The organism is Amycolatopsis sp. NPDC104587 (assembly GCF_055583645.1).
In genome coordinates this window covers 158,555-173,726 of record NZ_JBVJNO010000009.1, presented here as the reverse complement: position 1 = coordinate 173,726, position 15,172 = coordinate 158,555, and the positions used below count along the sequence as shown (strand labels likewise).

Here is a 15,172-nt window from a genome sequence, read left to right as displayed (position 1 = left end):
GCTCGACCGGGGCATCAGCGGGATGCCCCGCTCGCGGTGCGCAGGGATTCGGGCCGCAGACCCGTCCAGACCCGGTCGATCTGCTCCAGGCACTCCGGCCGGGTCCCGGTGGTGCCGGTGGCGTGCCAGCCCGCGGGCGGCTCGGTGTCCGCGGGCCAGACGGAGTACTGGGCGTGGTCGTTGACGACGACGGCGAACTGTCGGTTTTCGTGCACGGGATCCTCCGGTGCTCGTCAGGCGAAGGGGGCCGACCACGGGGCGCCGGTCATGACGTCCACAGCGGTCGCGTAGTCGGCGGCGTAGCGGTGCAGCTGCTCGGCGGACAGCGCCTGGGTGCCGCTGTCGGCGATCAGCAGTGACCGGTCCGAGCCCGGGTCCTGGACGAGCGCCACGTTGAGCGGAAAGTGGTTCGGCTCGCGGCGCACGGTCGGTTCCACACCCAGTCGCGGGTCGATGATCGCGGCGTCCGATGTGGACAGTGCGCCGAGCGCGTGGAACCGGTTGAACGTGAAGCTGCACTCCAGCGCGGGACCGGCCAGGTGCCGGACGATCTCGCTGTGCGGCGTGCGCCGGTGGGGAAGCAGTTCGGTCTCCTGCCGGTGGAGGTCCTGGACCAGGGTGGGCCAGTCGGGGGCCGGAACGGCGCGGAGGGGGACGGTGTTGAGGAACACGCCTTTGGCATCGGTGCCGGTGTCGTCTTCCGGCCGTCCGTTGACCGTCAGCCCGGTGACGATTTCGCGGTCGCCGGTGAGCTTGGCCAGTGCCACGACGTGGGCCGCCAGCGCGGCGCTTTTGACCCCTACGCCGTGCTCGGCCGCGAACCGCCGAAGCCGGGCGCCCAGGGCTTCGGGCAGCTCGCGCTCCAGCACTCCCGAGTCGGCCGCGCGCGCATCGCTGCTGCCGGTGCGGGGCAACGTGGTCGGCCGGACCCCGGCGAGCCGGTCGGCCCAGAACCGCTTCGAGGCCGCCGATTCCGCCGTCGCCCGCTCCAGCGCGACGTAGTCGCGAAACGAGGTGACGGGCTCCGGTGCCGGCCGGGGCCGGGGATCGTCGCGCAGTTCGGCGTGCCGGCGCAGGAGCTCGGCCAGCAGCGAGGTGAAGCTCCAGCCGTCGAGGATGGCGTGGTGTTCGACGAGGGTGAACTGGTAGGTGCCGGCGGCGAGCCGCTGGATGAACACCCGCAGCATCGGCGCGCGAGTCACGTCGAACGGCTTGGCCCACTCCCGGTTCGCCAGTTCGACGACGCGCTCGTGCTGGGTGGAGGAGTCCAAGCCGCGCAGGTCTTCCACGGTCAGGTCGACGGTGGCCGTCTCGTGCACGAGCTGCATCGGCACGCCGGCGGACACCAGGTCGAACGACGTGCGCAGCACCGGGTGCCGGGTGGTGACTTCGGCGAGTGCGACGCTCATCGCGTGCTCGTCGAAGGCGCCGGACATCCGGTAGCTGTTCACGTTCTGGTACGGGCTGCGGCCCGGTTCCAGCTCCATGTGGTAGACCATCGCCAGCTGCATGGACGTCATCGGGTAGGCGTCGACCACGTCCGGCGGCAGGTGCGCCCGGTCGCCGGCGGAGACGAGGTCGAACGCCGCGCTCGGGACCGCGTCCCCGGCCGAGCCGACCGGGAGGGCCGCCGCGGCCAGATCGGCCAGCACCGGGCTGGCGAACAAAGCTGTCAGGCTCAGGTCGAACCCGTGGGCGCGCATCCGGCCCGCGACGTCCACACTGCGGATCGAGTCGCCGCCGAGCTCGAAGAAGTTGTCGGTGCGCCCGACCCGCTCCACCCGCAGCACTTCCTGCCACACCCGCGCCAGCAGCCGTTCCCGCTCGGTGCGCGGTGGCTCGTGGCGAACCTGCTCCTCGGGTGTCCGCGTGGCCGCGGGCAGAGCCGATTGGTCGAGCTTGCCGTTGGGGGTCAACGGCAGGTCCGCCAGCGGGGTGATCACCGCGGGAACGAGGTGTGCGGGAAGCCGGGACACGAGGTGGGCCCGCAGCTCGGCCGAGGAGGTGTGCCCGTCACCGGTCGCGGCGTAGGCGACCAGGTACTGGTGCGCGCCGCCGGGCTCGGTCCGGGGCAGCACCGCGCATCCGGTCACCGCCGGGTGTTCGGCGAGCACGTGTTCGATCTCGCCGGGCTCGATCCGGAACCCGCGGATCTTGACCTGGTGGTCCGACCGGCCCCGGTACTCGAGAGTGCCGTCGGGCCGCCAGCGGGCGAGGTCGCCCGAGCGGTACCACCGCGAACCGTCACCGGCGACCGGGCTGGTGACGAACCGCCGAGCCGTCAGCCCGGGATTGCCCACGTAGCCGTTGGCGACGCCCGTGCCGCCGACGAACATCTCGCCGGTGATCCCGATCGGCGCCGGCTGCCCGGCGGGGGTGAGCACCGCGACCGACAGGTGCGGGAGCGGCCGGCCGATCACGCTGGTGGTGAAGTCCTCCGGGCCGGCGATGTCGTGCCGGGTCACGTGCACCGTGGTCTCGGTGATGCCGTACATGTTGCACAGCAGGGCCTTCGGCGCGTCCGCGTGCCGGAACCAGCCGGCGACGTGGTGCGGTCGCAGGGCCTCCCCGCCGAGCACGACCAGCCGCAGGTCCGGCAGCGTTCGCGGCCGCTCGGCCAGCGCCGCGGTGAGCTGCCCCAGTGCCGACGGGGTCTGGCTGAGCACGGTGACCCGCTCGTCCGCCAGCAGCCGGGCGAACTCCTCCGGCGTGCGGCTGACCGCGAACGGCACCAGCACCGCGCGGGCTCCGTGCAGCAGCGCGCCCCAAAGCTCCCAGACCGAGAAGTCGAAGGCGTAGGAGTGGAACACGGTCCAGACGTCGTCGGCGGCGAACCCGTATTCCGGCGACGTCGCGTCGAAAAGGGCGACCACGTTGTGGTGGGTCACCTCCACGCCTTTGGGGCGGCCCGTGGAGCCGGAGGTGTAGATGACGTAGGCCGGGTCGTCCGCCGAGACGGCGATACCGGGGTTGTCCGCCGGTTCCGATCTCGCGGCGTGGACGTCTTCGTCGGACAGGGTCAGCCGGACTCCGGCGTCGGTGAAGACGAGGTCCGCTCGTTCGGCCGGATCCATGGGGTTCACCGGGACGTAGGCAGCACCGGCCTTCAACACCCCGAGGACGGCTTCGACCTGGGCCGCGGACGGTTCGAGGCGCAGTCCCACCCGATCACCGGGTTCGACGCCGAGCGCGCGCAGCCGATGGGCGACCCGGTTGGCTCCGGCATCGAGCTCCGCGTAGGTCCGTGACTCGCCGTTCACCGAAACGGCGACCCGGCCGGGGTGCTGTGCCGCTGCCTGTTCGAACCGGGTGTGCAGCGCGACCGCCGTGCCGGTCGGCGCGGGGGCGACGGGGCCGACGATCGTGCGGTCCGCGGGCGTGAGCAGGTCGAGGGCGGTGATCGGCTGCTGCACGTCCTGCGTGACAGCGTCGAGCAACAGCAGCCACCGGTGCACGGTTCGGTCGATCGTGGCTTCGTCGAACAGGGCTGTGTCGTATTCGACCTCCACCCCGAATCCGGTGCTCCGGTCGGACACCGACCAGATGAGGTCGAACTTGGCCGTCCCGGTGTCCAGCGACAGCCGCGTGCCCCGCACCGGTCCGAGGGTGACCTCCCGGTGTGCGGAACGCTCGTCGTGCATTCCGAACACCACCTGCGCCAGCGGCGAGTGGTCGGCCGGGCGGTCGGCGAGCACGGCGTCCACAATGGACTCGAACGGCACTTCCTGGTGGTCGAGGTCGTCGAGCACGGCGAGGTTGACCCGGCGAAGCAGGTCACGGAACGCCGGGTCGCCCCCGGCGTCGACGCGCAGCGGCAGCATGGTGACGAAGTAGCCGATCAGGTCTTCCCACTCGAAGCGGTCGCGGCCTGCGGCCGGACTGCCGATCACGAGGTCCTCTTGCCCGGTGTCGAGCCGCAACAGGGCGGCGAAAGCGGCGAGCAGGACCACGTACGGCGTGGTGCCTTCGGCGGCCGCCAACGCACGCACGCGCGCCGCGACCGGGGCCGGCAGGTCCGCGGACACGGTGGCGCCGGTGAACTTCCGCACCGTCGGGCGAGGCCGGTCGGTGGGCAGTTCCAGGACAGTCGGCGCGCCGGCGAGCCGTTCGCGCCACCGATCGAGTCTCTTCGCGGCCTCCGGTGCGCCGGCGAGGTCCTGCTGATACCGGGCGAAGTCGAGGTACTGCACCATCGGTGGCCGCGGGAGCGTCCCGGCCCCGGTTGCCGCGGCGGCGTAGTGCTCGCTCAGCTCACGTTCGAACACCGCGGTCGACAGCTCGTCGAAGACGATGTGGTGGAACACGACCAGCAAAGTCGCTTCCCCGGCCTCCGCGCGCACCAGCGCGGCGCGCAGCAGCGGGCCGTGTTCGAGGTCGAAGCCGCGCCGCGCCAGCTCCTCCAGCCGGGCGGCCGCCGCGGCCGCGGGATCGCGGGCGGAGCGGAGGTCGTGCTCTTCGACGGGCACGGGCATCGTCGGGTGGACCACCTGGCGAGGCTCGCCCAGCGCACCGGAGAACGTGGTCCGGAGAGCTTCGTGCCGCCGCACCACGGCGTCGAGGCTGCGCTGCAGCAACGGGGTGTCGAGTGGCCCGCGCAGCCGCAGGGCCCACGGGATGTTGTAAGTCGCCGTGCCCGGGGCGAAGCGGTCGAGGAACCAGAGTGCTCGCTGGCCCGGGGCCAGCGGTCCCGTGGTGGCGCCGGCCTTCGTCACGGGAATCCAGGTGCCGGTCATCTCAGCCCACCTCCGTGCTGATCTCGGCGACCGCGCGTACCCATTCGGCTTCGTCCATCGCCGGCAGGGCACGGATCGCGCTCGCTCGCGCGTCGATCTTCGAGTCCGGACCGGCTTGCTCCCGCAGCCGGCCGGCCTGCCCGCTGATCGTCCTGGACTCGAAGTAGGTCCGGATGGGGAGCTCGGTGCGCAGGGCGAACGTGATCCGCGCCCGGGCCCGCAGGGTGTTCAGGGAGTGGGCGCCGGAAGCGAACAGGTCCTGGTCGTGGCTCAGCTCGGGCAGCTCCAGCACGAGCGACCAGATTCTGGCGAGGACGTCCTCCACGGCGTGATCGCCTTCCGTGGCGGGCGTCGCCACGATCGGGGCGGAGGTGAGGGCGGCGCGCAGTGCCGTGCGGTCGATCTTGCCGTTGGCGGTCAACGGCAGAGCCGGCAGCAGCGACCACCCGGTGGGCACCATGTGTTCGGGGAGGATGGTGCGCACGTGGGTGACCAGTTCCCCCTCGGCCGGGGCCGGGCCCGGGGCGAGCACCACGTGGGCGTGCACCCGGTGGTCCTGCACCGTCGCGGCCGCCCGCGCGACCCGGGGATGGCGCTCGAGCACCACCTCGATCTCGCCCAGCTCGACGCGCTGACCCCGGATCTTGACCTGGTCGTCGTACCGTCCGACGAACTCCAGTTCGCCGTCGTCGCGGTGCCGGACGATGTCACCGGTGCGGTACAGGCGTTCGCCCGTGTCGGAGAACGGGTCGGGCACGAACCGGTCGGCCGTGAGGGCGGGCCGGCCGAGGTACCCCAGCGCCAGGCCGGCGCCGCCGATGTGCAGCTCGCCTTCGTCGCCGGCCGCGACCGGACGTCCGTCGGCGTCCAGCACGTGCAGCCGGACGTTGTCGATGGGCCGTCCGATCGGTGTCGCGCGCGCGTCGGCGGGCAGGGGGTGGCATTCCCAGGCGCTGACGTCGATCGCCGACTCGGTGGGGCCGTAGAGGTTGTGCAGCTCGCCGGGCATCCGGGAGAGGAAGTCGTTGACCAGCGCCGGCGGCAGCGCCTCACCACTGCAGATCGTGCGGCGCAGTGACCGGCATCCGTCGACGTCCTCCTGGTCGAGGAAGGCCGCCAGCATGGACGGTACGAAGTGGACGGTCGTGACTTCGTGCTCCCGGATGACGTCGCGCAGGTAGGCGGGGTCGCGATGCCCGCCGGGGCGGGCCAGCACCAGCTTCGCCCCGGTGAGCAGCGGCCAGAAGAACTCCCAGACCGAGACGTCGAAACCGGCCGAGGTCTTCTGCAGCACCACGTCGTCGGCGCCGAGCCGGAAGCGGCGTTGCATCCAGTTCAACCGGTTGCAGATCGCGCGGTGCTGGGTGACCACGGCCTTCGGCCGCCCGGTGGATCCGGAGGTGAAGATCACGTAGGCGGGGTCGAGCGGCCCGGCCGCGGCGGGGAGCTCCCCGCCGGGTCCACCGCGAGGTGCGTCGTCCAGCGGCAGCGCGGAGACGCCGGGGGGAACCAGCCCGGCGAGCGCTTTCTGGCACAGGACGACCGGGGCGTCGACGTCGGTGACCATCACGCTGATCCGGTCCGGCGGGTACTCGGGGTCCAGGGGCAGGTAGGCGGCACCCGCCTTGAGCACCGCCAGTAGCGCCACGACCAGCTCCGGAGAGCGTTCCGCGAGCACGCCGACAACCGTCCCGGGGGTCACTCCCGCCGCACGCAGCCGTCGCGCCAGCTCGTCCGTCGCCGAATCCAGAGCGCCTCGGGTCAAGACCCGGTCGCCGGCCACGACGGCGACGGTCTCGGGCTCGCGGCGCAGGGCCGCGCGCACCAGTTCGTGCAGTGTGGTGGCGCGGGGGAAGTCCGCCGCCGTGTCGTTCCACCGGGCCGTTCCGGCGTCGGGCGGCGGGGCAGTCATGGAGTTCCTCCTCCGGTCCGTGTCCGGCGCGTCGTCCCCGGTGGCGGTGACGCGGCCCAGCAGTGACGTCCAGTCCTCGACCACGGCCCGAGCGGTCGCCCGGTCGAAGCGGCCGGAGCTGAACTCGACGACCCCGTCCAGTTCGTCGCCGTGATCGGTCACCTGCCAGCCGAGGTCGAACTTCGCGGTTCCGGTGGACACGAGCTCGCGAGTCGCGGTCACCGGCCCGAGCCGGATGTCGCGGTGTTCGTGGGTGTGCATCTCGAAGGCGACCCGCACCAGTGGTTCGCGATGGCCTTCTTGGCTGTGCACAGCACGTTCGACGACGTCGAAGGGCACGTCCTGGTGACCGAAGTCCGGCAGGACGGTGGTGCGGACCTTGCGCAGCAGCTCCCGGAAGCCGAGGTGCCCGCCGAGGTCGAACCTCAGCGCGATCAGGTTGACGAAGTAGCCGACGAGGCCCTCGAAGCCGGCCGGGCGGCCGCTGACGGGAGTGCCGAGGACGATGTCGTCCTGCCGAGCGCGCTCGCCCAGCACCACGGCACAGGCCGTGGCCAGGACCAGGAAGGGGGTGACTCCCTCGGCGCGAGCCAGAGCGCGGATCCGCCGGGTGGTCTCGATGTCGAGGCCGAAGGTGACGGTGTCGCCCCGGTAACCCTGGTCTTCCGGTCGAGGAAGGCCGTGGACCGGCGCCAGACCGGCCAGCCGTCGTCGCCAGTAGGCGACATCGTCGTGGAACACGTCGGTTTCCGCTCGGTTCGCCCGGAGCTCGACGAAGTCCTGGTACTGCCGGCGGAGCGGGGGGAGCGGGGTTCGGCCGCCCGCGGTGTAGATCTCCGCCAGCTCGGCCTCGAACACCGCGAGCGACAGCTCGTCCCAGACGATGTGGTGGACGACGACCATCAGGTCGGACTCCTCCTCACCACGGCGCAGGAGGACGGTCCGCATCAGCGGGCCCCGGGCCAGGTCGAACGGTGTCCGGGCGGCCTGCCGGACGATCGCGGCGGCGTCTTCGGGACCGGCGTCGCGCAGGTCGTGCCGCTCCAGCGGCACCCACAGGTCAGGCAGGTCCGTCCGGCGCGGTTCGCCCCAAGGGCTGGGGAACGCCGAGCGGAGGGGCGCGTGCCGCCGAACCAGTGCGTTGAGGGACTGCTCCAGCAGCCCGGGATCCACCGGCCCGTCCAGGTGGAAGCACCACGGCACGTTGTAGACGGGACTGTCCGGAGCCCAGCTGTTCAGGAACCACAACGATTCCTGGCCGCTGGACAGCGCGTGCTCGTGGTCTCCGGCTCGTGTCTCGGGCACCGCGGCCGCGGCAGACGGGCCGACCTGGTCGAGCTCCACCGCGAGGTCCGCGAGAGTCGGCGCGGAGAAGACGGCTTGGGCGGGAACGTCGGCGCCGTACTCTTCGGTCAGGCGGGCGATGGTGGTCAGCGCACGGAGTGAGTCGCCGCCCAGCGCGAAGAAGTTGTCGCCGGGGCCCACCTGGTCAACGGCGAGGACCTCGCGCCAGACCGCGGCGAGCCGGGCTTCTGTGGAGGTCAGGGGCCTCGACGTGGCCGGCTCCGGCTCGTCGGCGGGCTCCGGCAGCGCGCGGCGGTCGAGCTTCCCGTCCGCGGTGAGCGGGAGCGCATCCAGAAGGTGGACTCGGGGAACCTGCGGCGGAGGCAGCGCCTTTTCCGCGTGCGCCAAGAGTTCTGCGGCGTCGCAGTCCGGCGCCACGACGTAGGCGACGAGTACGGTGCCGCCGCTCGGCGCGGGGCGGCCGAGCACGGCGCACGACCGCACGGCGGGATGCCGCTCCAGCACCTGTGCGGTTCGTGCGGGCTCGACCCGGAAACCGCGGATCTTGACCTGGTCGTCGATCCGTCCCAGGAAGTCCAGGTTTCCGGCGGGGGAGCGGCGGACGAGGTCACCCGTGCGGTACATCCGTGCGTGGTCGTCGTCGGCGAAGGGGTCCGGCACGAACGCCGCGTCGGTCGCTTCGGAGTCGCCGTGGTAGCCGTCGGCCAGCAGCGGGCCGCCGACGCACAGTTCACCCGGCTCACCATCGGGTACCGGGTCCAGGTGCTCGTCCACCACGTACAGAGACCGTTCGCCGCAGGCCGAGCCGATCGGGACGTCGGTCACGTCCGGGGGAAACGCTTCCGGCACGTGGTAGGTCGTCGCCGTGATCGCGCATTCGGTGGGGCCGTAGGCGTTGACGAGCGGAACGTGCGGCAGCTTTTCCTGCCAGGCCCGCACCGAACCGGGGGACATCCGTTCGCTGCCCGAGATCATCAAGCGAAGCCCGGAGCACGCGGCGACGTCTTCGGGGCGCAGTGCGAGCGCGAAGGCGTTCCAGTACCCGGCAGGCAGGTTCGCCACGGTGACCCGATGGCGGGCCAGCAGCGCCGCGAGCTCGACGAACCTCGGGGGTGCCGCGCTCCGTGCGACGATCGTCGCACCGACGCTCAGCGGGAGAAGAGCCTGCTCGATCGAAACGTCCACGTGCGGCGCGGCAAACCACAGGACCCGGTCACCGGGCACCACACCGAACGTTTCCCGTATCGACGAGAGGTGTGCGGCCAGTACGGTTCGGGAGACCTGCACACCCTTCGGTACGCCGGTCGTCCCCGAAGTGGGCAATGTGTAGGCGATGTTTTCCGCACCTGGTGAACGGGGTGCGCGGTCCGCCGTTTCGGACAATTCGTCCAGGCGCAGGAGGCCGCTTTCCTCTTCCCGGACGATCAGCCGGGCTCCCATCGCCCGGCAGATGCCGGCATTGACGCTCGCCGGTGCCAGCGGATCCACCGGAACGTAGTTGACCTCCCTTTGCAGGCACGCGACCAGGGCGATCAATGCGTTGACGCGTTCACTGCAGGAAACCGCTACGGCCTCGCCGTGGTGAACCTGGTGGCGATCCAGCTCGCACACAAGTTCTTTACATCTTTCGTCGAGTTCGCCATAGCTGAGAGAGCGTTCCTCGTGGATGACGGCTGTCGAGTGCGGTGGATGGCCGGACAGCAACGTGTTCAAGTTCACGGGCATGCCGAAAGGATCCCCCTGTGAATGCGGAGTTGGCCTGGTCGTCGGATGTCTGAGACGGGACGAATCGGGCGCGTATCGGTAAAGGTGCTCAACTGACTGAAATTGCTCGACGATCCGTTGGTTCACCTGGATTCCATGTCCCATTCTTACGGGGACGATGGTTGCTGGCGGTGCGGGTTCGACCCGCGAGCGGTTTTGATGATCACGCTTCATCCGATGCTACCCACGACCTGATCGACGTGCTACTCGGCCTTGGCACATCACCCGATTAGACCCCCGCTGTTCGCGCGTCTCCGAGTCCGCCGTATGCACTACCCGGAGTGGGACTGGTCAGTGCTGGCGAAAAGGCAATCAGACAGGGTGCGGAAAGCGAGGATGGCGACACTTATCCTCGTTTTTGCTGGTCACGGTGATATGCGGGTACGTCGTCCGCACGGTGGTCGAAGCGCCGCCGGAGCCGGGTGGCACCCGGTGCGGCAGCGACTCAGGGAGGGGGCCTTTCGGGTGACGGTCATGAAACCAAGTTGTCGAATGAGCCTCTTGAAATAGTCGAATATGCGTTTGTGACAGAGACTGCGCTCGTTGTAAACCCGCTCGGAACGGCGACTCCGAGCCGACCTTCCGCCGGGGCGCCACCGCTCGGCGGCGCCCGCGAGGCCCGGCAGCCGAATATGCGGCCATGCGTGCTCCGAGCAGGCTGCGACACGACCCCGCTGGCGTCGATCGTCGTCCGGGGATGAGGCCTGATCGATGGACGCCGAGAGCGGACCCCCGGTCGTGCGGGCCGTTCGCGTCCAGCTTCGGCGCGGGCGCGGACGTCCTTGATCGAGGGGAGCCGGTCGAGGTGCCATGAGGGCTGGATGGCGCGACGGATACCGAGGTCGCCGGCGAGCAGAGCGCCGTGGCGTCGGCGATCCGGTCGTAAGCGATGCCGGCGAAGACCGGTTCGCGGGTGGCGAGTTCGCGGTAGGCGGCGTGTCGTTCCCGATTCGGACTGCTCTTGGTGCGCGTGGCGGAGAAGGCGCTGCTGAGCTTCGCGGTGAACGAGGCGGACCAGGCAGCGCGGAACTCCGGCGGACCGGGGCGCACCGAAGTTCGGCTGCAGCCGACCGGGCCCGGCATCAGACGGTGTTCGCCCAGGCCGCACCCCCTCGTTCTCTAACTCACCTTGTCGTTGCCTTAAGAGAGTGTTAGCCTGATTAAAGCAACAAAGCGTTGCTTTACTGGTGGGTCAACGGACGAAGGGGCGGACATGCGGATCCTGGTCAGTGGGGCAGGAGCGGCCGGGCTGAGTGCGGGCATCGATCTCGCGCGGGCCGGGCACACAGTGGAGATCGTCGAACGGGCCGACCACCTGCGCGTCAACGGCTCGCCGATCGACGTTCGCGGCGAGGCCATCGAGACCGCGCGCAGGATGGGCATCCTCGACGCGGTACTCGAGCACCGGATCACGATGACCGAGCAGACGACGTTCGTCGACCGCTCCGGCGCGGCCGTGGCCTCCCTGGTGATGTCGGAGATCAACGAGAGCTCCGACGACATCGAGATCCCCCGTGAGGACCTCATGGCCGTTCTGCGGCAGGCCTTGCCCGAGCAGGTCGACCTGCGCTTCGAAGAGTCGATCGCGGTGCTGGCCGACGAGGGGAGCCGAGTAGTGGTCACCTTTGCCTCCGGCCGCGAGGCCGCTTACGACCTCGTCGTCGGCGCCGACGGGGCGCATTCGGCGGTGCGCCGGCTGGTGTTCGGCCCGGAGAAGGACTTCGCCGAGCACCTCGGGGTGTACGTCGCGATCGGGGACGCGCCCGGCCAGGTGGCTTCCGGCGACCGCGTGACGGAGGTCCTCAACCTGCCGGGGTGCTTCGCTGGTGTGGCCCGCTACCGCGACAAGGCGTTGGGGATCTTCGAGTTCCGGTCCGAGCCGATCGACTACGACCACCACGACCTGGGCGCGCAGAAGCGAGTCCTGGCCGAGGCCTTCGCCGGGATCGAGGACTGGAAGGTTCCCGAGCTGGTCGCGACGGCCCAGGACGACCCGAACCTCTACTTCGACGTGCTCGTCCAGATCCTCATGCCGAGCTGGCACCGGGGACGGGTCGTGCTGATCGGGGACGCCGCGCACTGCGCGACGCCGATGGCCGGGCGCGGCACCTCGCTGGCCCTGCTCGGGGCGTGGACGCTCACCGAGGAGCTCGGTCGCCACGAAGATGACCTCGAGGCGGCGTTCAACGCCTACGAGCAGCGCCAGCGCCCCCACGCGGCGGCGGCCCAGGAGTTCGCGCGCGGCGGCGCCGACCTCATGGTTCCTGCCACTTGGGAGGCCATCGAGGAGCGCAACGCCCGGCTGCGCTCAGTGCAGCCGCTGTAGGGTGTCGTCCGTGGCCGACGACGGACCCGAGCGAGAACCCGCCCGCCGGCCGGGTGGGCGGACCGCCCGGCTGCGCCGGCAGATGCTCGAGGCCGCCGTCGAGCTGGTCGCGCGGGACGGAATCCGAGGCCTGCGCTACGAGGACGTCGCCGAGCAGGCCGGGGTCAACAAGACCAGCGTCTATCGCAACTGGCCCGACCGCACGGCCCTGGTCGCCGACGCGCTGACCGCCTTCAGCGCCGATGCGGCACCCTTGCACGACTCCGGTGACATCGAAGCCGACCTCGTCGACTTTCTCGAAGCCCTCGCCGCCTCCCTGGCGAGCCCGCACGGACGGGCCCTGCTGAACGTGATGAGCTCGGCCAGGGAGGATCCCCAGCTGCAGACTGTCGTCGACGAGGTCTTCGCCCGGCGCCAAGCGACGCTGCGCCGGCGGGTGGAAACGGCGATCCGGGCCGGCGAGCTGCCACCGGTCGATTCGTACTTTCTCCTCGAGCTGCTCAGCGGTCCCGTCCACCTGTTCCTCGGGCGCGGCGCCCGTGTGTTCACCCGAGCCGACGCGCGGCGGGTCACCGCGATCGTGCTCGCCGGGGTGCGCGCCACCGGTGGCCACGCCGGGCCGGAGCAGGCGCGGATGGTCCGTGGCGTCGAAGCAGACAGCTCGCACGCCGCCGGATAGCAGCACCGGGTGTGGTGCTGAATGTCCCGGTCGAACGATGACCGCATCTTCCGAGAGGTCACCGAAGGGGGCGCTTCGGGCGGTCCCGTCACTTCCGCGACGCGACGGGCGTCGATCGCACCACGGTCTCGTGCGTGGCAATCCGATCAGAAGGATCTGCTCATGGATTCGGCCTCTGCGGGCACAACAGGACATCTCCGGGAGGGATTGGGCCTGATCCGGAATGGTTTTTCGCGCGCGGGTCGGTGCGGTCGATGGCGCCGCCATGGTGGCAATGGTGAGGCCCGGGCCTCCGGTCGTGTCGCGCACCGGAGCGGATCCGGCGGTGCTCTCGTTCGGTCATCGAGACATCGCCGCAAGGGCCGGGGGCAGACCCAGCCAGGCCCGTGCCCGCGCCATGGTGGGGACCACGGTCAGTTTCCGGTCCAGGCCCAGCGCCTGCACCGGGCGCAGCACGGCCCGTTGGCGGGTCACCAGGACGAACCCGCCGCGGGCCAGCAGGTCGTCGCGGTGCGCGTGGCTCTCATGGGCGGCGTCGAGCAGGCCCACGCTGCTGGCCGCGCAGAACGTCACCGCCTGCAGGTCGGCGATCAGTGGCAGGTCGGGGTCGGTGGTGGCCAGTTCGACTTCCAGCTGCGGGTCGGTGTGCAGGTCGAGCGCGCCGGTGGCGACCACGACGCTGACGTCGGGGTGCTCGCAGGTGGTGCAGCAGAGGGTGGTGGGTTCGGTCATGCGGATCGTCCGCCTAACGGTTGCGGGACGCCGAACGGGTGTTCCGGCGTCGCAAGCTCAGCTTGGTTCCGGCTCGAGCGGATCCGAGGTCAGGGCCGCCTTGACCGTGGTCAGAGCCGCGGCCAAGGAGGCAGTGATCGTGAGGTAGCGGTCCATGCCCAGCAGCGTCAGCGGGCGCAGAACGGCATCGACGTCGGTGGCCACCACCAGGGGCAGCCCGGCCTCGGTCAGCCGGACCGCCGTGGCCGCCAGCTGCCCGAGGATGCACGACGCGCAGAACGTCACGGCGGTCATGTCCACGATCACCGGCCGTCGTCGGGTCTCGGCCTGGGTGAGGGTGGCGCCCAGCAGCGGCTCCGCGGCCAAGTCCAGCTCGCCGGACGCTTCGACTACCACCACGTCGCCGCGGTCGGCAGTCTCGATGGTGAACAGCGCACGCGAGGACGCGTCGTCGACGGCCATGGTGCTCCAGCCCGTGATGCGGTGGCCCCTGGCACTGTGAGGCCGGTCGCGTGCGAGGCGACCGCCGGAGCCGGTGCCGACGGGGGTGAAGCGACGGGGCTGGGTGCTCAACGACGTCGCACGATGAGACTACCCGGAGGCACCGACAGCTCTTGCCAAGCGGGCTCGACCTTCACCCCGCTGTGACGGATCCGTCACAGCGAGAAGGCTGCCCGTGACGGCCGGTCTGCGCGCCCGGATGCCGTACCGCTGTCCGTGGTTGGCCACCCGCCGAACGGGGCATAAGTCCAGTGGCTGTGTTGCCCTGGGGGAGTCGGGGCGCCGAACCGGATTGGATCGTTGATGACGGCTGACCGTGCCCAACACACCGAAAAGCAGGTCGAGGTCAGCATCCTCGACGTGGCCGACGACCTGGCCGAACTGGCCCGGGTCCGCGGCTGGGCGCGCACCGCCCTCGAGGACATCCCCGCGCGGGAGCTCACCGACATGATCATGGTGCTGGACGAGCTGGTGTCCAACGCCCTGCGCCACGGCACCCCGCCGCGTCAGGTCCGGCTCAAACGCCGGCCGGGCTGGCTGCGCATCGAGGTCGACGACTCCTGCGTGGACGGAGCATGCCCCCGTCCGCCGGCCGAGGACGGCGGACGGGGGCTGACGCTGATCGAGTCGTGCGCGATGGTGTGGGGCCAGGCTCAGCACGAAAACGGCAAGACGGTCTGGGCCGAGTTGACCTCGGTCGATCGCCCACAGGGCGCAGTGCTGGAGTAGTTGCGCGCGCACCGAGGGGGCCACGGACTTCCGGGGCCGGCGAAAAGGCAGTCCGGCACGACCAGCGACAACACCGCGACCCCGCGCCCGAGCTGACCGAAGCCCGCGTGATCAACCTGGTCATGGCGCTCGACGAGCTGGTGTCCAACGCTGTGCTGCACGGCGACGGCTGCTCGCCGGCCCGCATCACCGCCCGGCCGGAGCGGATCGTGCTGCAGGTCAGCGACCACCGCACGAGCGCGGCGCACGTACCCGACACCGCGGCGCAGCATCATGAGGCTGGTAGAGGAGGCCGCCGAGGCACGCCGCCGGGCCCGAGTGCTCCTGCGCCACGGCATCCTCCCGTCCTTTTTGGACGATCCTGCGCAGCGTGTCCTCGTGTGTTCCGTTGTCCACGACTGCTCAGGACAAGACGGCAGTGGCTGGTAGCCGCCGCGTCCGGGCGTCGAGGAACTGCATCTTCGTGCGGAAGCCGCCCCGGCCGGCGGAAC

8 protein-coding genes are annotated in these 15,172 nt (G+C 70.7%); 3 read left to right on the top strand and 5 right to left on the bottom strand.

Going from position 1 to position 15,172, the window contains the following annotated elements; translation table 11 throughout:
• Nucleotides 1–14 precede the first annotated feature (14 nt).
• The 3 genes from ACZ61C_RS28425 to ACZ61C_RS28415 are packed head-to-tail and all read right to left on the bottom strand — an operon-like array spanning nt 15 to nt 9,675.
• A complete protein-coding gene (locus ACZ61C_RS28425; protein WP_465310899.1) occupies nt 15–215 on the bottom strand; it encodes an MbtH family protein in 201 nt (66 codons plus the stop codon).
• Between the two features lie 18 nt (nt 216–233).
• Nucleotides 234–4,733, bottom strand: a complete 4,500-nt coding sequence (locus ACZ61C_RS28420) for an amino acid adenylation domain-containing protein (protein ID WP_465310898.1) — start codon at nt 4,731–4,733, stop codon at nt 234–236.
• 1 nt (nt 4,734) lies between these two features.
• Entirely contained in the window at nt 4,735–9,675 is a 4,941-nt protein-coding gene (locus tag ACZ61C_RS28415; RefSeq protein WP_465310897.1) for an amino acid adenylation domain-containing protein, read from the bottom strand.
• Between the two features lie 1,252 nt (nt 9,676–10,927).
• On the opposite strand from ACZ61C_RS28415, the gene ACZ61C_RS28410 reads away from it, so the two are divergent.
• Together ACZ61C_RS28410 and ACZ61C_RS28405 are read left to right on the top strand one after the other, a co-directional pair.
• A complete protein-coding gene (locus ACZ61C_RS28410; protein WP_465310896.1) occupies nt 10,928–12,040 on the top strand; it encodes an FAD-dependent monooxygenase in 1,113 nt (370 codons plus the stop codon).
• Between the two features lie 10 nt (nt 12,041–12,050).
• Nucleotides 12,051–12,719 carry a TetR/AcrR family transcriptional regulator gene (locus tag ACZ61C_RS28405; RefSeq protein ID WP_465310895.1) on the top strand — a complete coding sequence of 223 codons (669 nt, stop codon included), beginning with the start codon at nt 12,051–12,053 and terminating at the stop codon, nt 12,717–12,719.
• Nucleotides 12,720–13,058: 339 nt separating this feature from the next.
• Here the strand turns inward: ACZ61C_RS28405 and ACZ61C_RS28400 are convergent, their stop codons facing one another.
• Together ACZ61C_RS28400 and ACZ61C_RS28395 are read right to left on the bottom strand one after the other, a co-directional pair.
• Nucleotides 13,059–13,451: an STAS domain-containing protein gene (locus ACZ61C_RS28400; protein WP_465310894.1), complete on the bottom strand. Its 393-nt coding sequence runs from the start codon at nt 13,449–13,451 to the stop codon at nt 13,059–13,061.
• Nucleotides 13,452–13,508: 57 nt separating this feature from the next.
• Nucleotides 13,509–13,913, bottom strand: coding sequence for an STAS domain-containing protein (locus ACZ61C_RS28395; RefSeq protein WP_465310893.1), 405 nt, complete (start codon nt 13,911–13,913; stop codon nt 13,509–13,511).
• Nucleotides 13,914–14,255: 342 nt separating this feature from the next.
• Between ACZ61C_RS28395 and ACZ61C_RS28390 the strand changes: the two genes are divergently transcribed.
• Nucleotides 14,256–14,681 (top strand): ATP-binding protein, encoded by a 426-nt coding sequence (locus tag ACZ61C_RS28390; protein ID WP_465310892.1) that lies wholly within the window; start codon nt 14,256–14,258, stop codon nt 14,679–14,681.
• Nucleotides 14,682–15,172 lie beyond the last annotated feature (491 nt).

Excerpts from the sequence above, each read along its gene's own strand:
- ACZ61C_RS28395 (WP_465310893.1), bottom strand. The coding sequence starts at position 13,913 with ATGGCCGTCGACGACGCGTCCTCGCGTGCGCTGTTCACCATCGAGACT.
- ACZ61C_RS28415 (WP_465310897.1), bottom strand. The coding sequence starts at position 9,675 with ATGCCCGTGAACTTGAACACGTTGCTGTCCGGCCATCCACCGCACTCG.
- ACZ61C_RS28400 (WP_465310894.1), bottom strand. The coding sequence starts at position 13,451 with ATGACCGAACCCACCACCCTCTGCTGCACCACCTGCGAGCACCCCGAC.
- ACZ61C_RS28410 (WP_465310896.1), top strand. The coding sequence starts at position 10,928 with ATGCGGATCCTGGTCAGTGGGGCAGGAGCGGCCGGGCTGAGTGCGGGC.
- ACZ61C_RS28420 (WP_465310898.1), bottom strand. The coding sequence starts at position 4,733 with ATGACCGGCACCTGGATTCCCGTGACGAAGGCCGGCGCCACCACGGGA.
- ACZ61C_RS28390 (WP_465310892.1), top strand. The coding sequence starts at position 14,256 with ATGACGGCTGACCGTGCCCAACACACCGAAAAGCAGGTCGAGGTCAGC.